The organism is Alteromonas sp. LOR (assembly GCF_000753865.1).
Lineage (GTDB): Bacteria > Pseudomonadota > Gammaproteobacteria > Enterobacterales > Alteromonadaceae > Alteromonas.
This window is the reverse complement of sequence record NZ_JQFW01000004.1, coordinates 56,259-75,609: the sequence shown is the minus strand read 5'-3', so window position 1 is coordinate 75,609 and position 19,351 is coordinate 56,259. Positions and strand designations below refer to the sequence as shown.

The window sequence follows — 19,351 nt, the reverse complement described above, 5'->3', positions numbered from 1 at the left end:
ACAAGCGCTAGTAGACAGTCCAAAGAGCGGGTTTAGAAAAGTAATAACCTTGCTGATGAATAATATCTAAGTTGTTTAACGCCACCGATTCGGCCTCATTTTCAACTTTCTCTGCAATAACTTTTATGTTCAAGCTGCGAGCAATATTTAAGAGGCTGCTTACGAATAGCTGGTTGTCTTTATTGGTGTGAATACTTTCGGTAAGGCGCCCAGATAATTTTACATACGCGGGCTGGATGGCGCGTAAACCAGACAAAGAAGCAAAGTTGTCACCAAAGTGCTCAACGGTTATACGACAGCCCAACTGTGTTACCCGCTTACAAAATGAAATGGCTTCTTCGTTATAATGAATAAGGGCTGCATCTTGAATTTCGAAAATAATGCGGTGGCAAAGCGCCTCATGTTCAGATAGCTGCTGTATTAACCACTCTCGAAATTCTGTATTTGCTATGGAGGCATTTGAAATATTAATAGCAACTTGGTGTGACGTTACTTTAAGCTTTTTAAATACAATACTGGTTACCAGCTTATCTACCTGAGGGATAAGGTCGAGGCGTTCAGAGGCTGGAATAAGCTGTGACATGGGAATAACATCGTTAGTCTGCTTGTCTTTAAAGCGAGCAAATGTTTCGTAGTACGACGGCGTATTGCGCTCCAAATTCATAACCGGTTGAATCAATATGTCGGCGTACTGCTGTGAAACTACATACTCAAGGCGCTGACGCCATTGCGCATTGCTGTGAACTTGCGCGATATCTGAAGCAAACTGCCACCCCTGAGGCCTTTTTGTTGCGGCCATAAGGGCACTGTCTGCACTTTCCATAATTTCTTTCATCGACATACTATTAGTAAATCGTGCTACACCAATCCATGCGGCTTTGTTGCCGTCGCGAAGCGGGTTGATGGTAGTAAAGCTTTTACTTATCAATGCCAAGTTCTCTTCGTGCACCTCTTTGGATTGCACTTCGCTAATAATGGCAAAGTCGCCGCCCGAAATTCTAAAAACAAAGGCTCCTTTAAAATCATCTTGGCCGGCTTTCTTCAAAACATCAGCAACACCACACACATAATTGTCGCCCGCCAACATGCCAAGCTTATGATTAATAGTGGTAAGCTGAGCTAGCCTCACAAGTGTTAGTGCGTGCTCTTTCGGGCCTGAAATACCACCAATAAGGGCCTTCATATGCCTGTCGAATGCATTTCTATTAGCGATTTTAGTCAGCGTGTCTCTACTGGCCACAGATTTGAACTGCTCTGCTTGACGGGTCAATTCTTGAAACTTACTTTCTAATGCTAGGGACAGGTTGTTGGCCGCACTGACAAGATACCGAAAGTCAGCAGTGGCAGATTTTATTGAAGATGGCGTGAAATCGTTGTTTTGTATTTCATTGAGCTTTTTAGTGACTTTACTCAGTGGGCGAGTGGCGAGGTTTGCTATAACGATGACAGCGATTAAAGAGAGCAGATAAATTGCCACACAAAAAACTGCAATTTTAAGTAGCTGTTGCCACAGAAAGTGATAGTGCGTTTTAGGGCTGCTTGTTACTTTAACAACCGTTGACGTTGAACCAATAGCTTCTTGCGACTGTGCAACAGAGAGTTCGATAACATTGGATAATATACTGTTTGAAGATGGCTCACTTGCGCTTTCTTTTTTAACCAGCTCGATGCCTTCAGTGTTCTCTATGCTAATAGTGGAGAGTTTATCGTTGGTTAATGCAGTAGTTAAAATAGAAGATACTAGGTTGTCTTCTGAAAGCTGATTTTCACCCAGTTCAGAACGCTGCTGCGGGCTCTGCCGTGAAAGTAACGCGGACAGCTGGGCAGCAAGTTGTGATGCTGTTTTTTGTGCCAAGGCATTTGCAGAACGCTCAACCTGAGCTTTGGTTTGATATACTTCAATTGACCCTGCGCCAGCGCCGGCCAACAGAATAATAAAGAAAAGGCCCAAATTAATTTGAGTAGATAATTTCATTTTATTTTGTGCACTCCCTATTGCTTACCGGCCCCACCGCATATTTGGATAGAAGCTTATTCGGTGCTCGACGCTCCATGGCTCGAATCGTTCACTACCATCAGGATTGTCAATCGCTGACTATCAGCTATTAACTTTAGCCTTGTATTAAAAAGACCGCATATCTCTTTGATTATATTAGCATGATATCAGTAAGAAGCCCCATCAGGTAGTTTATTTATTGTTCAGCTGTGAAACGCAAAATAGTGACTGTCATCTGTTGTTTACTCTTATCTGTTGTTTCCGAGAATCGTGCGAACCTATCAAATTCAATCATCTTTTATTTCGGGGTGCTTTTCTGCATCGCTTTTTCTCAGATTTCTATCAATATCCCCAGCTCTTTCCTTATCCACATCTGAAACTGCTTCTGCACTAGAGAATGAATCGGCATGATCTTTGGGCGGTGGTGTCCAGCCTTTCATTTTTGAATGCGTATCGTGAAGGCCAGTATTTAGGGCTTCACCTATCAAAGATTCTAGTTCAACGAAAAGCTTTAGGTAATTATTGTCGATACGTTCGCCGCTGGCATCATCAAGCCATGCATTGTAAAGCACGTCATTTTGCCGATCTTCAATATCTTTATAGGCCATTTTTTGTCGCTCAACCTGAAACGGATGAGAGTGAAGAGAGCGAAGTGCATGAGCCCCCATTTCAAGCGCAGAGTGGTAAGTTTCAGATACCACGTAGTGTGCTCCTAACTGACGTAATCGGTAGCCGTGACCACGGTCAAAAGCCCGAGCTAAAATTTGCATGTTCGGGTAAGCGTGCTTTGCATATTTCACCATCTCTGCTGCGGTTTCTCTATTATCAATAGCAACAATGAGCAGCGAGGCGTCTTCTGCTCCGGCAGTGTGTAAGATATCCGGTTTTGAGGCGTCCCCGAAATACGCTTTTGTACCTATCTTACGAATAAGTTCTACCTGCTCGGCACGTATATCTAGTACCACGGTGTGAACATCATTTGCCACGAGCAGTCGATTGATGATTTGCCCGAAGCGACCAATGCCTGCAATGATCACGGTTCCTTTATCGTCTATAGTGTCTTCTTTATTTTGCGTGCCCCGACGCTGATAACGAGGGAGAATGACTTTGTCAAAGAAGATAAATAACCCCGGCGTTAAGAACATGGAAAGGGCTACCACTAGAGATAAAATAGCAATAATATCTTGGGGTAATACGTAGTTTTGAGATGCAAAACTAAGGAGTACAAAGCCAAACTCACCGGCTTGAGCTAGGCTAAGTGTTAGCAGCCATTTGCTGCTGCCTTTAAAAGTAAATATAAGCGAGATGGCAAACAGTACTGCTGCTTTTAAAACAATCACCGATAAGGTTAGTGCAATAATTAATACGGTATTTGATGCTAACACTGAAAAATTAATGCCAGCGCCTACGGTAATAAAAAACAAACCAAGAAGCAGCCCTTTGAATGGCTCGATATTGGCCTCTAACTCGTGGCGAAACTCACTATTAGCCAGTACTACACCGGCCAAAAAGGCTCCTAAGGCTGGCGATAACCCTACCAAGCCCATCAACGCTGCAATACCGATAACAAGCATTAACGCTGTTGCAGTAAATATCTCCCGCAAACCCGATGAGGAAACAAACTTAAATAACGGACGGCTAAGGTAATGGCCCCCTACGGTCACAAAAGCCACCGAGCCAATAATAACTAAGCCATATGCCCAAGGTGCTAATTCACTCACAAGATTAAAGCTGTCTGAGTGCGCGGCATCGCCGGAAGCATCTGCCGCACTAGCAACTAATTCCGGCAGCGCTAGCAAAGGAATAAGCGCCAGCATAGGAATTACAGCAATATCTTGAAATAGCAAAACGGAAAAGGCGCCTTTCCCACCTTCGGTTTTTTGCAATCCCTTTTCTTGAAACGTCTGTAAGACAATGGCGGTGGATGACAGGGCAAAAATGAGACCTATGGTAAGGGAAATACTAAAGGGTTGCTCAAACAGCATGGCAATAATGGTAATAAGCGCCGTAGTGATACCTAGCTGAAGGCCGCCAAGTCCGATAAGCCGAGACTTCATTGCCCACAGCGATTTAGGCTCAAGCTCTAACCCGACAAGAAATAGCATCATAACGACACCGAATTCGGCAAAATGCTGAATGGTAGTGGTTTCATCGCCTACCAGCCCAAGTGTAGGTCCGATAATGAGCCCGGCTATCAAATAACCTAATACACTGCCTAACCCTAGACGCTTTGCAATAGGGACAGCAATAACGGCGGCAGCTAAATAAATGAAAATATAAAGAAAATAGGCGGTCATTTATTCATTGGCCCCATTTATGGTTAAATCAGCGAGATTTTCTATATTTTTTGCTCGGTCCAAATCAATGTGCTCTGTAGCAAGGGCATTTAACAGTGTTGTCCATTTTTCCCTGTGCGTCGATATTCTGTCCTCTCGAGATGCGGAACGAGAGCCAAAAAGCGCAAAGGGCGCTAGATAAGTCATATTGGTAATACTCGCCATTTGTTCTAGAGGTTGCAGCAGCTGACGTATAGTAAAATGATTAAACCCATCGGTTTGATAGGCTTCTTCTTTTCCTCCGGCGCTGATGGCACAAAAAAAGAGTTTATCTTTTAATGCAGTACCACCCTTACCATAAGCAAACCCGTATTCAAGCACCAAATCTTGATACTCCTTTAATATAGATGGTGTGGAATACCAGTACAGCGGGTACTGAAAAATAATGACATCGTGATTTACCAGTCGCTCCTGCTCTTTAATCACGTTGATATTAAAGTCGGGATATTCGGCGTAAACATCAACAGCCGTTACGTTTGGTAACAGCTGCGCGTCTTCAAATAAAAAAATGTTAACTTCAGATTGCTGGGGTACAGGATGAGCAAACAGCACAAGAATACGTTTAGTGTTATTCGCTATGGTTGATGTTGGATAACTATCGTTTTTCATTTACTCATTCCTGTGCTCATTCCATTACTCCAGTTAAGTCGGCCACATTAAGAGGCAACTCAAACGGACTCAACTATAAAGTTGCCATAGCAAGCTATTTGAACTGTCTACATACATACCGCTAATGTCTAAAATACTGGGATAGCAGCTTTAACCCTTTATTAAAACTACAAGACACTAATGAAAATTAACATGCCCCAAATTAAGATAATAAGCGCATCAATTTAAGAGTGTTGCTTCTTGAATTTTAGGTAGCGGGTAATCCAATTAAATTAATTTTGATACTTCCCACAAAATTGCTAATTTAGACTAAGGTTTAACTAAACCCTAATATTTTTATAAAGGACTATTTTACAAGGCTATCTTTATAAAGTTAATTTATAAGTAGTCAATTTCAAAAAAGCTAATTTAAATAAGCCAATTAAAAAAAAGCTAACACTAGAGGGCAAGGAATGCATTTTTTTATAGTGAGGGAAGCACATGATCGATAAAACCTTTGAATTTTGTGCTGTGGGGTTGGCTCATGTGAGTCCGCATGGAACCTTTATCAAAGTAAACCAGAAGCTTTGTGATTTTTTAGGTTATGAGCGACATATACTCAAAAATATGACGTTCCAAGAAATAACGGTTGCCGAATATCTTAACACAGATCTATCCAACCTAGAGCAACTACTTGCTGGAAAAGTCGGTAGTTACTCTATGGAGAAGCAATACCTTCGAAAAGACGGCGTGGCGGTATGGGGAAAGTTAACGGTCTCCTTAGTAAGAGATGCTAACGACAATCCTGATTTTTTTATCTCAGTTGTTGAAGACATCGATGATAAAAAGCGAATAGAGGGTGAGTTATTTCAGGTTGAGGCGCTGTTCAGTAAAATTGTTAATGAATTTTCTTCCCGCACGTTTATTTGGGTTGCTAGCCCAGATTTTAAAACAATGCATTATCTCAACGATGGTTATCAGAGCATTTTCGGGCGCAGTGAATATGAGCTGTACGCTAAGCCGTTAGCATTCATCGACCACGTGCATGAAGATGATAAAGCCAAAGTTCGCGAGGTATTTAACCAGCGCCCTCTAAAAAGTTGGGAGCTCCAATACCGTATTTATGATGTAAGCGGCCAAATTCGTTATCTACACGATAGAGGCAGCCTCATTTATGATTCGAAAGAACAACAAACCCTTATTTTGGGGGCGGCAGACGATATCACCAAAGAAAAAGAGCAGCAGCAGGCACTAGAGCAAGCGGTCAATGAACTCGCTTTTCTGTCTCAGACCGACCCGTTAACGGGTCTTATAAATCGCCGAGAAATATTTGAGCAACTTTCTAAAGAAGTTGAGCGGATGAAAAGAGATCGCCACGTTTCCACTTTGGTGTACATCGATTTAAACGAGTTTAAACAAATAAACGATAACTACGGCCACAAAGTGGGTGACAAAGCGCTACAAGTTTTTTCTGAAAAAATGCAGGCATTGTTACGAGACACCGACAGAATGGGTCGTATTGGCGGTGATGAGTTTGTTGTGCTTCTTTACGGCACTAAAGAGAAGGAAGTAGAGCGCTTTTTTGCTCGAATTGATGAACTCGCGTTTGTTGTTTTAGCGGAGGACAATATTTCTATTCCTATTCGTTATACCGTAGGCTGGAAAGAGTGGAGCAACGAGTTATCGTCGGTACAGGAATGGCTTGATGCAGCAGATCACGCTATGTACACCATAAAGAAAAAGCCCCATGGGAATGAGGTCGTGCGAATAAACAAACAGTCTTAGAAGTGGTAGCGCAAATTTATTTCTTCACTACGTAACACTGTTCTTATCAGCTATTGACGTAGTGAAGAAGTGCATGGCGCTTAAATTGTTAGCGCTGTGCAAACCAGCGCGCAATGTCTTGGCGCTCTTTTTCAGTCATGCCCGTTTTATTCATAAAGGGCATATCTTTTGTTACCGATGTTCGTCTCACTATTTGCGGGGCATAGCGCTCTATATCTTGCCATGTATCTAGTATGACCCCCACAGGCGCAACGTTAAAAATATCATCGGTTGGGTTACGCGAATGACAGCTAACGCAGTGTTTATTAATTAGGCCCTGCACGTGCTCGTTACTTATCGCTGCGGTTGCTGTTGGTAACGAGTCACTGCCTGTATTTGAAGCGGCTTGATTTAAAACAGCTTTATTTGAAACAGCTTCGTCTGTATTGATAGACGATGTTTGCTGTGATCCAGCAGAGCTTTCAGGGCTTAAACCAGAGCTTGCAGCAGGGTTCACGGCAGCGGCTTGAGGCCATGAAATCCAAAGGGTTATGGCCAGCATAGCGATAGTGCCGGTAACGAGTATGCTAGGTTTGGTTTGCCCTTTATGACGTAAATTGAAGAAGTGTCTTATCCACGCTGCCGCTATCATAATAGCAATAAGCACTAGGTAGTTGTGCTGATGTTGATAGGTCATGGGGTAATGGTTAGAAATCATGATAAACAGCAAGGGAAGCGTAAAGTAGTTGTTGTGCAATGAACGTAGCTTTGCACTTGCTCCCCACTGTGGGTCGATGTCTTTTTTTGCTGCAACGGCAGCGACCATTTTGCGCTGATTAGGCATAATGTTGAGAAATACATTACCAGCCATGATGGTGCCAATAAGCGCACCCACGTGAATGTAAGCGCCTCGGCCGCTAAACCACTGGGTAGCGAAAAAGGTAACAACACAAATGAGTGTAACAAGGCAAACACCAAAGGCAACGGGATAGTTTGCAAGTCGGCTTCGACAGGCAAGTTCATATAGCGCTAAGCCGCCAAAGATAAGCCCTAAACCTAGGCCGATGGCGACAGTCGGTGAAATGGCATTTACCCGCGGGTCGATAAGGTACGCTGATGCGCCAAAGTAATACACTATAATCAATAGGGCAAAGCCAGAAAGCCAGGTTGTATAGGCTTCCCACTTAAACCAATGCAGGGTAGTAGGCATTTGCTCAGGGCCATAGGCATACTTAGCCACTTCGTAAAACCCGCCTCCGTGTATCGCCCACAAATCACCTTTTATGCCTTTATCTACTTTCCATTGGGCAGGTGCGCGAAGGTTATTATCTAGCCAGATAAAATAGAAAGACGCACCAATCCACGCTACGCCAGCGATAACGTGAAACCATCGAACAAATAAACTAAGCCAGTCAAGCCAAGGCATGTTGATTCTCCTTTTTATTGTAACAACATTGACCGTTGATCCAGGTTTGCTCAATCATGCGGTCATCGCCAAGAATACTGAGAGCGAAAAACACATCTTCAAAAGTGGCGTTTTCACTAATACGCAATGCGGTAAGTTCGTCATACCGTGGTTCAACAATAATAAAATCTGCCGTAGTGTTGGGGTTTAAATTTCCAATCTCGTCATCTAACTGGTGGGCAGCCGCAGCGCCCTGAGTCATTAGGTAAAAGCCTTCGAAGGGGCTCATTGGGGCGTTGCGAAGTTGACTCACTTTGTAGGCATCACCATAGGTTTTAAACATATTAAATGTGGTGCCTGCGCCCACATCGGTGGCTAAGGCAACATGCACGTTATTCGCTTTTGCCTGCTCCATGTTAAAAAGGCCACTGCCTAAAAATAGGTTTGAGGTAGGGCAAAACGCCAATGTGGCATTTGCTTCGCCTAACCTCACCCATTCGTCTTGATTAAGGTGAATACCGTGCCCAAAAACCGAACGCTCTCTTACAAGGTGATGTTTGTCGTAAACATCCAAATAGCCATCGGCATGCGGAAAAAGCGAATTTACCCATGCAATTTCATCGCGGTTTTCTGAAAGATGAGTTTGTATAAAAACGTCTTTATATTGCGTTGCTAATTCGCCAAGCGCCGCTAACTGAGCATCACTACTTGTTGGTGCAAACCGCGGCGTGAGCGCATATTTATTGCGTCCCTTATTGTGCCACTGGTCAATTAAGTCGGCACTTTCACGCTGTGCTAGTTCAGGGGTATCTTGCAACTGTGCAGGGCAGTTGCGATCCATGCACACTTTGCCCGCCACAATCGCCATGTTGATGTCGCTGGCTGCGCTAAATAACGCCTGGCAACTCGACGCATGCACGGTGGTAAAAACAAACCCAGTAGTTGTGCCGTTTTTAAGGAGCTGATTGATAAATACCTTAGCTATATTTTTTGCGTGCTCTTCATCGGCAAAGGCCATTTCTGCCGGGAATGTATAGTTTTCTAGCCAGCTAAGAAGCTGATCGCCATAGTTGGCGATGCTCTGTGTTTGCGGGTAATGCAGGTGACTGTCTATCAACCCAGGTAATATCCATTTGCCCGAATAATCACTGATAGCAGCATCGGGGTGCTTTTGAACGACAGTGTCGTAGTCACCGATATCTCGAATTATGCTGTCTTCTATTACTAGCGCACCGTCGGTGAATATCTCGATGTTCTTTTGATATAAGCTTTCACAAGAGCGCTCATCAGCACTCTTGTTGTCAGGCTTACTATTCGGGTAATGCGCAATACTTGCGCGAAGTAACTGCTTTTTCTTTGGCATTACGGTATTTGATGCAGTCGCTTTAGAAGAAACAGCTTCTGAAATTAAAGAATTTAACGGCATTAAATCTAGCTGCCCCTGTAACTGCTGAAACCAAACGGTGATATAAGAAGGGGAACGTGGTAGTGCCCACCTTCCTGCTCTAGCTCAAAGGTAATATCGATATGAGGATAAAAACTTTTGCCGTGATTCTCCTTGAGAAACGGCTGGCAGTGAAAACGCAACGTATAGATCCCAGGCGTAAAACCTGATGCGCCATTCTCTGCCCAGCCATTAAAGCGGCCATCGTCATTAGTTACTCCCTCAGCCTTATCGCCATTTGGGTAAGTAAGGGTTAATGGTATGCCCTTGGCGGGTTTTCCCAATGTGGTATCGAGTACATGACTTGATAGTGTATTCATAATTAATCCTGTTTAGCTCAGCGCTTTGTTTAGTCGAAGAAGCGTGATCTTTAATTGTTCGTCGGCGGCAATGCTGATCTCTTCTTTTGTGCTGTTGGGAAGACGTTTTTTGAGCGCATTCAACATAGTTTCCGCCGCTAGCCCGGTAGCGCAAATGATGAAAATAAAGCCGTGTTTATTGAGGTACGCAATATTCTCATTTTTTAATTCATGAAGGGTTTCTTCAGAGGCTGTGTGCGCACCAGATTGTTCACCTGCGGCTATGGCTTTTGTATTTTCAAACTTCTTACGAAGCGACTCTATATTGCCAATCATGGGATGCGCTTTGAATGCGGCTAATACATCGTCTCTATCACAGGCAGCCCAGGCTTTTTTTGCCTGACGCTCGACAGCATTGATATCTGCATACGGACGAGCACCTACCATGCTATTAACCCATGTAGTAGAGGCGCAGCATTGTTCAAACCACTTAGCTGCTTTTCCATCTTCTAGACTATTTAGCTCATCGAATGTCATTAGTTTCCCTTTCTTCGCCGGCGTTATTTTCTGCGCTGGCTGTTGCAGTGGCCTTTGGACCGGCACTTGTATTGGCTCTTGTACCGGCACTTAAATTAGTGGCTGCCCTGACAGTTGAGAGCGTAGATGCCCTATCAGCTGTTTGAGTACTGTCTTTGTCAGATTGGCAGTGTAGCAGCGCAATTAATTGGGCGCTTATAGAAACTGCCACCTCAATAGGCCGTTTTCCCGGAATCGATGGGTTGCCAATTGGAGTATAAAGCCGCGCCAAAGCTGCATCGTCAAAACCACGATGGGACAGCTTAGTGATAAATCGTTTGGCTTTAGTTTGTGACCCAATAAGACCAACAAACGGAAGCGACGGATATTTTAGTGCTTGCTCCGTGATTCGATAATCTAATTGGTGGTCATGGGTAAGGATAACCAGCCATGTACCGGGGGCTAATTGGGCAACCTCAGTTTCAGGCTCTTGCTCAACAACAATGTTCACGTTGTCTGGCAAACCGCTGGAATTAAGCGCTGAAGTATTAGTATTGTCCGTTCCAGAGTGAATCGTTCCAGTGTTGCTGAAAAGTGATTCACGGCTGTCTATCCACGTAATTTTCACAGGTAGCTGCGAAAGTATAGGCACCAGCGCTTTTGCAACGTGACCCGCGCCAAATACGGCGATGTGCTGCTGGTAGCTATTACACACATCAAATAGCACTTTTACCGCGCCCCCGCAGCATTGCCCCAATTTACTGCTTAGTGGGTAGCTGCGCAGCTCAGTGAGAGGTTGATTGCTTAAAAGAAACTCTCGCGCCGTTGCAATGGCGTGGTGCTCTAAGTGCCCACCGCCAATAGTATCGATGCTCTCAGAGGCGGTAACTACCATTTTGCTGCCAGTCTCCCTTGGCGCTGAGCCTGCAACGCTGACAACGGTAACCAATACATACGACACATTGTGCTGTTGGCATTGGGCTATCCCTTCGTGCCACGTTTTTGCGCGCCAAGTAAAATTCTGCATTACGCCTCCGACGCTTTGTTTAATTCAGCAACCAAATCTGTGGGTGACGTTACAGCGTGCCTTCGCATTTCATTAATTGCATTAAGCACTCTTTCTGGTGTGGCTGGAGTATCAAGCTGCGGGTCAATAGCGTAATCAGATAAGCTAGCAATGGCGTCTTTAAGTGCACACCATACTGAAATTGCCAACATAAAAGGGGGTTCGCCAACCGCTTTAGAATGATAAATACTGTCCTCGGCGTTTTCTTTGCCATACAGCTCAACGTTAAATGTTGCAGGCGTGTCGCCGATAGCCGGTATCTTATAGGTGGCCATATTTTCGCTAATAAGCTTTCCGCTCTCGTTCCATTTTAAGTCTTCGGTGGTGAGCCAGCCCATTCCCTGAATAAACGCACCTTCTATCTGTCCAATATCGATAGCCGGATTAAGGCTATTTCCTACGTCGTGAATAATATCTACCTGATCTACGGTGTATTCGCCGGTTAAGGTATCAACGGATACCTCAGACATAGAGACGCCATAGGCAAAATAGAAAAAGGGACGGCCTTCGCCCGTATCTCGGTTGTAGGCAAGTTTTGGGGTTTGATAAAAACCGCTTGTCGATAGCGATACGCGCTCAAAGTAGGCGGCTTGAATAAGGTCGGGGAACGTTATCTTTTCATCGACCAACACCACGTACCCGTCTTCAAAAGTCACTTGCTCAGCAGATTCATCTTGCCCTAGTTTTTTCGCAAAACATGCTGCTAAGCGTTCTTTAAGCGTAATACAGGCGTTTTGTACTGCTTTTCCGTTAAGGTCTGTGCCACTTGATGCCGCGGTAGGCGATGTATTCGGTACTTTATCAGTACGTGTAGAGGTCACCTCAATCATGGACAAGTCGATACCAAACTCGTTGGCTGCAATTTGGCCAATCTTGGTATGCAGGCCTTGGCCCATCTCTGTACCACCGTGATTAACTTGAATGCTGCCATCGGTGTAAATATGCACGAGTGCGCCGGCCTGATTAAGGTGCTTGGCGGTAAAGGAAATACCAAACTTCACTGGCGTTAATGCAAGCCCTTTTTTAACGATTGGGCTGTTGCGATTAAACGTAGCGGTATCTTCTCGTCGCTGCCAGTAGTTTGCTTTGCGCTCAAGGGCGTCAATCATTTCAGGAAGCAGGTTGTGTTCTACTTCCATACCGTAAGGTGTTTTGGTACCCGTTGATGCACCATAAAGGTTTCTTTTGCGCACTAACAGAGGGTCTACACCGGCATGACGAGCAATTTTATCCATCATAGCTTCTGCCATGATCATCCCTTGCGGCCCACCAAAACCGCGATAGGCTGTATGAGAAACCATATTGGTTTGCAGTCGATGGCCAATAATATCGCTATCGCCTAAAAAGTAGCCGTTATCAGCGTGAAACATGGCTCTATCTACAATAGCGTCTGAAAGGTCAGGAGAGTGCCCACAAATGCCGTTGATTTCCATGCGTGTCGCCATAATTTTACCACTGTCGTCAAACGCTACGTCAAAGGCGTTACTAAATGGATGGCGCTTACCCGTTACATGCATATCAACAAAACGGGGTAGCCTTAATTTTACCGCCCGCTGATTTCTGTGTGCTAATAGCGCGGCAATACAGGCCCATTGAGCAGCCTGTGTTTCTTTACCGCCGAATCCACCACCCATTCTGCGCATATCTACCATGACATGGTGAAGGCGCACATCAAGCACTTCAGCAACAAGCTTTTGCACTTCACTAGGGTGCTGACTTGAGGTGTAAATATTCATGCGGTTTTCTTCGCAAGGTACGGCAAGGCTCACTTGCCCCTCAAGGTACATATGCTCTTGACCGCCTATATCTAACGTACCGCTTACGAAGTTTTCAGCATTCTGAATGATGTTGTCAGGGTTACCCTGGCCAAAACGGTGTGAAGGGCGTACAAATGCACTGTGTTGGTGAGCCTCTTCTGCTTTAAGAATAGCCGTTTCGCCGTCTACCGTCACAACGCCTTTAAGGGCGGCTTGGCGGGCTGCAAATACTGAGGTGGCTAACACTGCAAACACAGGCTGCCCATAGAATTTTATTTCGCCATCGGCAAGTAACGGGTCGCCTTTAAAAACGGGTCCAATATCTTTATGGCCTGGCACGTCGTCTATGGTTACTACGTCTATAACGCCTAGGCTTGCGCGAACAGCGCTTAAGTCTATTGCTGTAATTTTACCCCTTGCGCACTGGCTAAGCCCAACCGCGGCATAGAGGGTACCTTGGGGTTCAGTAATATCATCAACGTAATTTGCAGAGCCTTGCACTTGGCGAATGGCGCTCTCATGTTTTTGAGACGTGTGAACACGGCCTGATGGCTGGCCCGTTGACGACAAGGCTTGAGACGACTGTTCAAGAGAAAGTGAATCGATGAGTTTACGCATGGTTCACCACCCGTGTCGTTATTGTTGTGTCTGATTGATTTTCTAACCAAAACCGATGCCATAAATTTGCCAGCACAGTCTTGCGGTACTCTGCTGTAGCGCGAACATCATCAATAGGCGTAAACGCATTCATCAACACTGTTTTTCCTAGGTCTACGCATGCTTTACTTGAGAAGTTCTTACCCACTAGCGCATCATGCAATGCGTTACAGCCTGCGGGAGTTGCAGCTACGCCGCCAAACCCCGCATCGACTTGCTCAATAATGCCGTGGTTAATAGTGATGTTAAAAACGGCGCATACTGCTGAAATGTCATCTTCAAAACGTTTCGATATTTTGTACGCGGCAAGGCGCTGATTTGTGTTCAGAAAGGGAATTTCAATGGCAGCAATCCATTCATCACTTTTTAGAGCGGTTTCTCTGTAGCCCACAAAAAACTCTGATACAGGGATTGAACGTTTTTGTATTCCATTATCGACCAAAATTGCTGCGTTAAGCGCAATCAATGCTGGCGGCATATCGCCAATAGGAGATGCGTTAGCGACGTTACCACCCAAAGTTGCCTGATTTCTGATTGGCAGCGAAGCAAAGCGAGTGATCAATTCCGCTAACTGCGGAAAGTGTTTTAACAGCGCCGGCGTGATGTCCTTGATGGGATTGGCTGCACCAATAATGAGAGAATGCGACGTTGTGGTGCAAACTTTCAATTCATCCATGTGCGATAAACTTATTAGCGTATCGATACTTTTTAACTGCTGGGTGAAAGTTAAACTTAAATCTGTACTGCCAGAAACTAACATAGCCGCTGGGTTGTCTTTTATCGCCTTTGCTAATGATTCGCGGTTTCGAGGCATGATCAGGTTTCTAGTACCCACATAATCACCGCCTGCGCTATCTCTAGTAACTATCGCCTTTAAGATGCTTAATGTCGAAGACGTATTGCGCGTAAACCCATCATCGGCTTGCTGTTCACAAACTGCTAGCGTAGCGTCAATAATAGGGCGATAGCCGGTGCAGCGACATAAATTACCCGATAGGGCATGTAGCACATCGTCTCTATTTGGTGAGCTGTTTGTATGATAAAGCGCGAACATTGACATAATAAAGCCGGGTGTACAAAAACCACATTGTGAGCCGTGATGATCAACAAGGGCCTGTTGCACCGGGTGCAGAGCAGTGCCATTGCTTAGGTGTTCAACAAAAATAAGCTGTTTAGCATGCACCGCGCTCATAAGCGTTATACAGCTATTTACGGTTCTGTAATTGAGCGATGAAAAATCGGCGTTGGGCTCGGCAAGAACAACGGTGCACGCACCGCAATCACCAGCGGCGCAGCCTTCTTTTGTACCGGTTTTATGTCGGTATTCACGTATGAATTGAAGCAGCGTAAGATCGGCTCTAACGTCCTCTATCTCAACACTTTCTTGGTTAATGAGGAAGCGAATCATACGTACACCTTGTTATTGTTTTCATAATATTTTCCCACTAGCTGTATTTATCGCAAACACGGCTTCTTATAAGCTTTTTAGTAAGGCCGGCTTTTCAACAAAAACTGCCTTTTAATACAGCTTCCCTTAATATAGCTGTCTTTTTAGTAAAAAAGTAGACCATGTGGTCAATTTTTTGCTTATAAAAAAAGCCAGACTAAGGCGCTCTAGTCATTGGCTATTGTTGTTCGGTTAAAGGCAATTTTTAATTAGTAATATCTGCGCTTAACGCTTTTCGACAAGTGCTCGATAAAAGCGTAGCTATGAATGCAGGGTGAACACAGCAAGATTCATGCTAGTTTGGTGTTAGCTTAAAGAGAATGGTCGATACGGCACTCAAATAGTGGGCGCTCCAACATAAAGCGACAGGCTACAAACAGTAAGCGGGTTAATACACTGGCAGCTATATAGGGCTATTTCTGTTTGGAGCTGTCAAGATTTATAGCGGGCTGTGTTTGTTTATGTTGGTCTACAAGGTGCTTTTTGGGCTGATATTTGCTTAGGACTAACGTTAATTCATGCTAACGTAAGCCTATTAAAGTACAAAAATTCACAGTAACATTTATATCGTTTGGGTACGTGCGTTATCGGAACATATGCTAGTGGTGTACATTGACGACGTAAATTGCGCTTGCATAATTTTTTGCAAAGGAAATAAATAATAATGATAAAGGTAAGAAGCTCCGAAGCGGGAGTTGGGGCTGCGAATAGAAGAAAAATACTTCAGGCTGCTGAAAAGTGCTTCGCTCAATTTGGTTTTAAAGGTACTGCTGTACAGAAAATAGCTGATGAAGCAGGCTTACCGAAGACCAACGTTCTCTACTATTTTAAAACTAAGCAAGAACTCTATGTAGCGGTATTAGAAGAAACACTGTCGCTGTGGAACTCTCATTTCGATAAGGCAACTGTAGAGGACGATCCGGCTGATGTGTTGTCAGTATACATCGCTGAAAAGATGGAAGTTTCTCGTATCCATCCATTGGCCTCAAAAATATTTGCAATGGAAATTATCAACGGCGCTCAAAACCTAAGCGGCTATTTTGATGAAGAGCATGCGCGTTGGATGGAAGGGCGAGTAGAGCTTATTAACGCATGGATAAATGCTGGAAAGCTTAGAAAGTTGAACCCCGAGTATTTACTCTACAGTATCTGGGCGAGTACTCAGCACTATGCTGATTTTTCTGCGCAAATTACTCGCTTGCGAGGTAAAAAAATGAATAAAGCCGATTTTGAGCAAGCGACAAAAGAGGTCGTGCATCTCGTGCTTGGCGGTTGTGGTTTGTCAGTACCTAAAGAGTTTACACACTAGCCTATGACAACATCTAATTACCCTCGAGATCTCATTGGTTATGGGCAGCACACACCCAAAGCAAACTGGCCAGGCGATGCCAAAATTGCCCTTCAGTTTGTCATTAACTATGAAGAAGGCGGTGAAAACTGTGTGCTTCATGGGGACGAATCATCTGAAGTGTTTCTATCGGAAATAATTGGTGCTCAAGCGTATCAAGACCGCCATCTTAGTATGGAATCCATATATGAATACGGAAGCAGGGCAGGGTTTTGGCGTTTGCATCGATTGTTTACTCAGCATGATATACCTGTAACGGTGTTTGGCGTTACCATGGCAATGCAGCGTCACCCCGAAGCGGTTAAAGCAATGCTAGACGCTGGCTGGGAAATTGCCAGTCACGGAATGCGCTGGATTCATTATCAGGATATGAGCGAAGAGCAAGAGCGCAAGGAAATTGACGACGCGATTGTTTTGCACGAGCAATTAACTGGCAAAAAGCCTGTTGGTTGGTATACCGGTCGTACAAGTCCTAATACGCTAAAGCTCATTGCTGAGCGGGACGACATCCTTTACTGCGCCGATTCTTACGCCGATGACTTACCGTATTTCGACCACCACTACAGCAAACCCTTGCTGATGGTGCCATACACGTTAGATACCAATGACATGCGCTTTGCATCACCCCAGGGCTTTAACAGCGGCGAGCAGTTTTTTACCTATCTAAAAGATGCGTTCGACGTGTTGTGGGAAGAGGGCAGTGAATCCCCCAAAATGCTGTCTATTGGTTTGCACAATCGAATTATCGGTCGTCCAGCTAGACTGGCGGCGTTGAAACGGTTTATTGAATACGTGAAATCTCATGACAAAGTATGGATTGCCACCAGAGAGGATATTGCAAAGCACTGGCTCAGTGAGCATCCAGATACCTCTGGGTAAGCAAACTCATAGAGTTGACCAAACACCACATGACGGTGAGTGATTCGGCAAAAACTGTCTTAACAGAAACTCTGTGACAAGAATCCTTATGACAGAAAGTGGCATTAGATATACCGGGGGGCATAAAAGCCGCTACTAGGCTTTACGAATAGCGCTTTTACGCTATCTTTAATAAAAGAGGACACCATTATGAAACTTAGAACGATAGCTTTGGTTGTAGGTATGCTCGCTCTCACTGCGTGCTCTAAACTGTCGAAAGAGAACTACGACAGATTAGAAATGGGTATGACGCAAAAAGAAGTTGAAAGCATCATAGGCTCTGCGGATAAATGCGGTAAAACCATGGGTACTATGGCATGTACCTGGGGAAATGAGGAATCTAGCTACATTAAAATTGTATTTATGGCAGATAAAGCAGTGACATTTAATTATAGCGGCTTGAAGTAACACGTACTTCTCGCCGCTGTTTTCTGCGCTCAAGCTGTTTTCTGCGCTCAGGCTGTTTTTCAAGCTGGGGCTATTTCAAATCTAACACGTATCTCAGTACAAAAACCGCCGCAAGACAATAGGTGAGCCAAGTCACTTCTTTAAACTTGCCCGTACCTATTTTTATCCCCACATAGGTGATAAACCCTAGTGCTATCCCCTCGCTGATGCTAAAGGTAAGAGGCATCGCGATAAGTGCTACCGACGCTGTCGCCAAATCCCCGAGGTCGTCAAAATCTAGCTGTCGAATCGACTCCATCATAAGAATGCCCACCATGAGAAGCGCAGGGGTAGTCGCCATCAGGGGAATAACCTTCATCAATGGCGTAAGAAATAGCGACAGTACAAAACAGGCCGACACAACCACGGCAGTCAACCCCGTACGACCGCCAGCAGAAACACCGGTGGCAGACTCCACATAGCTTGTCACCGGTGAAGTGCCTACCATGGCACCAACGACACTGGCAGATGCATCCGCTGTCATTGCGGGCCCTATTTTAGGGAGTCTTCCATCGTCGGTAAGCAGGTTTGCTTTGCGCGACACGCCAATGAGCGTTCCGATGGTATCAAACATGTTGACGAACATAAGTGCAAAAATAAGATCCCATGTTTGCGCAAAATGGTCGATGGGATACCAAAGATCCATGGCGAAAAACGTGTTTGAGATTGGTTCGGGCATACCCACAATAGCTGAAGGTGTTTGAGTCAGGGTGCCAGATTCAGTGGGAATAAACGCACCAATAACGGTCAATGTGATAATGGAAATAAGTATGCCGCCCGTGACTTTTTTAATCATTAGCACAATGGTGAAAATAATGCCCACTAACGCCAACAATACAGCGGGGTTTGATAAGTCGCCGAGTTGCACAAAGGTGGCGGGGTTATCAACAATAAGCTCTGCATTTTTCAAACCGATAAAGGCGATAAAAAGCCCAATGCCGCATTGAACACCAATTTTAAGTGCTGGCGGAATAGATTCGGCAATTTTTGTTCGTACCCCAGTTAGCGATAATATTAAAAACAGTATACCGTTGTAAAAAACTATACCGAGGGCAGCCTCCCAGGGAACCTCTCTACCTAGGCAAATAGTAAAGGCAAAAAACGCATTTAAGCCCATCCCTGGTGCTAAGGCGATAGGGTAATTGGTCATTAGCGCCATTAGCAAAGTACCTAGGCAGGCCGCTATTGCCGTAACGGTAATCAGCCCTTCTACCGGCATGCCGCTTAGGCCTAAAATACCCGGATTAACCACTAATATATAAGACATTGCGGCAAAGGTGGTGAGGCCAGCAATGACTTCTGTTCTAATAGTTGTGCCATGCTGCTGAAGTTTGAAGAGCCGCTCTAGGAGTTGATTGAACAT

The 19,351-nt window shown here is 44.7% G+C and carries 15 protein-coding genes; 4 read left to right on the top strand and 11 right to left on the bottom strand.

Going from position 1 to position 19,351, the window contains the following annotated elements:
- Positions 1–7 precede the first annotated feature (7 nt).
- From JV36_RS0102035 to JV36_RS0102025, 3 genes are all read right to left on the bottom strand, one after another.
- Positions 8–1,975: an EAL domain-containing protein gene (locus JV36_RS0102035; protein ID WP_032095067.1), complete on the bottom strand. Its 1,968-nt coding sequence runs from the start codon at positions 1,973–1,975 to the stop codon at positions 8–10.
- 308 nt (positions 1,976–2,283) lie between these two features.
- Positions 2,284–4,293 (bottom strand): monovalent cation:proton antiporter-2 (CPA2) family protein, encoded by a 2,010-nt coding sequence (locus JV36_RS0102030; protein ID WP_081926494.1) that lies wholly within the window; start codon positions 4,291–4,293, stop codon positions 2,284–2,286.
- Positions 4,294–4,941 (bottom strand): NAD(P)H-dependent oxidoreductase, encoded by a 648-nt coding sequence (locus JV36_RS0102025; protein WP_032095068.1) that lies wholly within the window; start codon positions 4,939–4,941, stop codon positions 4,294–4,296.
- 480 nt (positions 4,942–5,421) lie between these two features.
- Here JV36_RS0102025 and JV36_RS0102020 point away from each other — a divergent pair, with 480 nt between their 5' ends.
- Positions 5,422–6,705: a diguanylate cyclase gene (locus JV36_RS0102020; RefSeq protein WP_032095069.1), complete on the top strand. Its 1,284-nt coding sequence runs from the start codon at positions 5,422–5,424 to the stop codon at positions 6,703–6,705.
- 88 nt (positions 6,706–6,793) lie between these two features.
- Here JV36_RS0102020 and JV36_RS0102015 read toward each other — a convergent pair whose 3' ends face one another.
- The 7 genes from JV36_RS0102015 to xdhA all read right to left on the bottom strand — a co-directional run bounded on the left by JV36_RS0102015 (position 6,794) and on the right by xdhA (position 15,236).
- Positions 6,794–8,110, bottom strand: coding sequence for a urate hydroxylase PuuD (locus JV36_RS0102015; protein ID WP_032095070.1), 1,317 nt, complete (start codon positions 8,108–8,110; stop codon positions 6,794–6,796).
- The gene (gene guaD / locus JV36_RS0102010; protein ID WP_032095126.1) at positions 8,097–9,452 is read right to left on the bottom strand and encodes a guanine deaminase; all 1,356 of its coding nucleotides are present in this window, start codon (positions 9,450–9,452) and stop codon (positions 8,097–8,099) included. The genes JV36_RS0102015 and guaD overlap by 14 nt, the downstream gene beginning before the upstream one ends.
- A 68-nt stretch (positions 9,453–9,520) precedes the next feature.
- Entirely contained in the window at positions 9,521–9,853 is a 333-nt protein-coding gene (uraH, locus tag JV36_RS0102005) for a hydroxyisourate hydrolase (RefSeq protein ID WP_032095071.1), read from the bottom strand.
- A 12-nt stretch (positions 9,854–9,865) separates the two neighbouring features.
- Positions 9,866–10,369, bottom strand: coding sequence for a 2-oxo-4-hydroxy-4-carboxy-5-ureidoimidazoline decarboxylase (gene uraD / locus JV36_RS0102000; RefSeq protein WP_032095072.1), 504 nt, complete (start codon positions 10,367–10,369; stop codon positions 9,866–9,868).
- Positions 10,356–11,375, bottom strand: a complete 1,020-nt coding sequence (gene xdhC / locus JV36_RS0101995) for a xanthine dehydrogenase accessory protein XdhC (protein WP_032095073.1) — start codon at positions 11,373–11,375, stop codon at positions 10,356–10,358. The genes uraD and xdhC overlap by 14 nt, the downstream gene beginning before the upstream one ends.
- Complete coding sequence (gene xdhB / locus JV36_RS0101990) at positions 11,375–13,789, bottom strand: xanthine dehydrogenase molybdopterin binding subunit (RefSeq protein ID WP_032095074.1); 2,415 nt, start codon at positions 13,787–13,789, stop codon at positions 11,375–11,377. Before xdhB ends, xdhC begins: the two co-directional genes overlap by 1 nt.
- Positions 13,782–15,236, bottom strand: coding sequence for a xanthine dehydrogenase small subunit (gene xdhA, locus JV36_RS0101985; RefSeq protein ID WP_032095075.1), 1,455 nt, complete (start codon positions 15,234–15,236; stop codon positions 13,782–13,784). The genes xdhB and xdhA overlap by 8 nt, the downstream gene beginning before the upstream one ends.
- Before the next feature lie 703 nt (positions 15,237–15,939).
- Between xdhA and JV36_RS0101980 the strand changes: the two genes are divergently transcribed.
- The 3 genes from JV36_RS0101980 to JV36_RS0101970 all read left to right on the top strand — a co-directional run bounded on the left by JV36_RS0101980 (position 15,940) and on the right by JV36_RS0101970 (position 17,949).
- Positions 15,940–16,584: a TetR/AcrR family transcriptional regulator gene (locus JV36_RS0101980; protein ID WP_032095076.1), complete on the top strand. Its 645-nt coding sequence runs from the start codon at positions 15,940–15,942 to the stop codon at positions 16,582–16,584.
- Positions 16,585–16,587: 3 nt separating this feature from the next.
- Positions 16,588–17,502: an allantoinase PuuE gene (puuE, locus tag JV36_RS0101975; RefSeq protein WP_032095077.1), complete on the top strand. Its 915-nt coding sequence runs from the start codon at positions 16,588–16,590 to the stop codon at positions 17,500–17,502.
- A 189-nt stretch (positions 17,503–17,691) separates the two neighbouring features.
- A complete protein-coding gene (locus tag JV36_RS0101970) occupies positions 17,692–17,949 on the top strand; it encodes a lipoprotein (RefSeq protein ID WP_032095078.1) in 258 nt (85 codons plus the stop codon).
- Between the two features lie 70 nt (positions 17,950–18,019).
- On the opposite strand, the gene JV36_RS0101965 is transcribed toward JV36_RS0101970, so the two are convergent.
- Positions 18,020–19,351, bottom strand: coding sequence for an NCS2 family permease (locus JV36_RS0101965; RefSeq protein WP_032095079.1), 1,332 nt, complete (start codon positions 19,349–19,351; stop codon positions 18,020–18,022).

Bases quoted from the DNA above. Each gene is read 5' to 3' on its own strand.
- JV36_RS0102035 (WP_032095067.1), bottom strand. From the start codon at position 1,975: ATGAAATTATCTACTCAAATTAATTTGGGCCTTTTCTTTATTATTCTG.
- JV36_RS0102030 (WP_081926494.1), bottom strand. From the start codon at position 4,293: ATGACCGCCTATTTTCTTTATATTTTCATTTATTTAGCTGCCGCCGTT.
- JV36_RS0102025 (WP_032095068.1), bottom strand. From the start codon at position 4,941: ATGAAAAACGATAGTTATCCAACATCAACCATAGCGAATAACACTAAA.
- JV36_RS0102020 (WP_032095069.1), top strand. From the start codon at position 5,422: ATGATCGATAAAACCTTTGAATTTTGTGCTGTGGGGTTGGCTCATGTG.
- JV36_RS0102015 (WP_032095070.1), bottom strand. From the start codon at position 8,110: ATGCCTTGGCTTGACTGGCTTAGTTTATTTGTTCGATGGTTTCACGTT.
- guaD (WP_032095126.1), bottom strand. From the start codon at position 9,452: ATGCCAAAGAAAAAGCAGTTACTTCGCGCAAGTATTGCGCATTACCCG.
- uraH (WP_032095071.1), bottom strand. From the start codon at position 9,853: ATGAATACACTATCAAGTCATGTACTCGATACCACATTGGGAAAACCC.
- uraD (WP_032095072.1), bottom strand. From the start codon at position 10,369: ATGACATTCGATGAGCTAAATAGTCTAGAAGATGGAAAAGCAGCTAAG.
- xdhC (WP_032095073.1), bottom strand. From the start codon at position 11,375: ATGCAGAATTTTACTTGGCGCGCAAAAACGTGGCACGAAGGGATAGCC.
- xdhB (WP_032095074.1), bottom strand. From the start codon at position 13,789: ATGCGTAAACTCATCGATTCACTTTCTCTTGAACAGTCGTCTCAAGCC.
- xdhA (WP_032095075.1), bottom strand. From the start codon at position 15,236: ATGATTCGCTTCCTCATTAACCAAGAAAGTGTTGAGATAGAGGACGTT.
- JV36_RS0101980 (WP_032095076.1), top strand. From the start codon at position 15,940: ATGATAAAGGTAAGAAGCTCCGAAGCGGGAGTTGGGGCTGCGAATAGA.
- puuE (WP_032095077.1), top strand. From the start codon at position 16,588: ATGACAACATCTAATTACCCTCGAGATCTCATTGGTTATGGGCAGCAC.
- JV36_RS0101970 (WP_032095078.1), top strand. From the start codon at position 17,692: ATGAAACTTAGAACGATAGCTTTGGTTGTAGGTATGCTCGCTCTCACT.
- JV36_RS0101965 (WP_032095079.1), bottom strand. From the start codon at position 19,351: ATGTTCAATCAACTCCTAGAGCGGCTCTTCAAACTTCAGCAGCATGGC.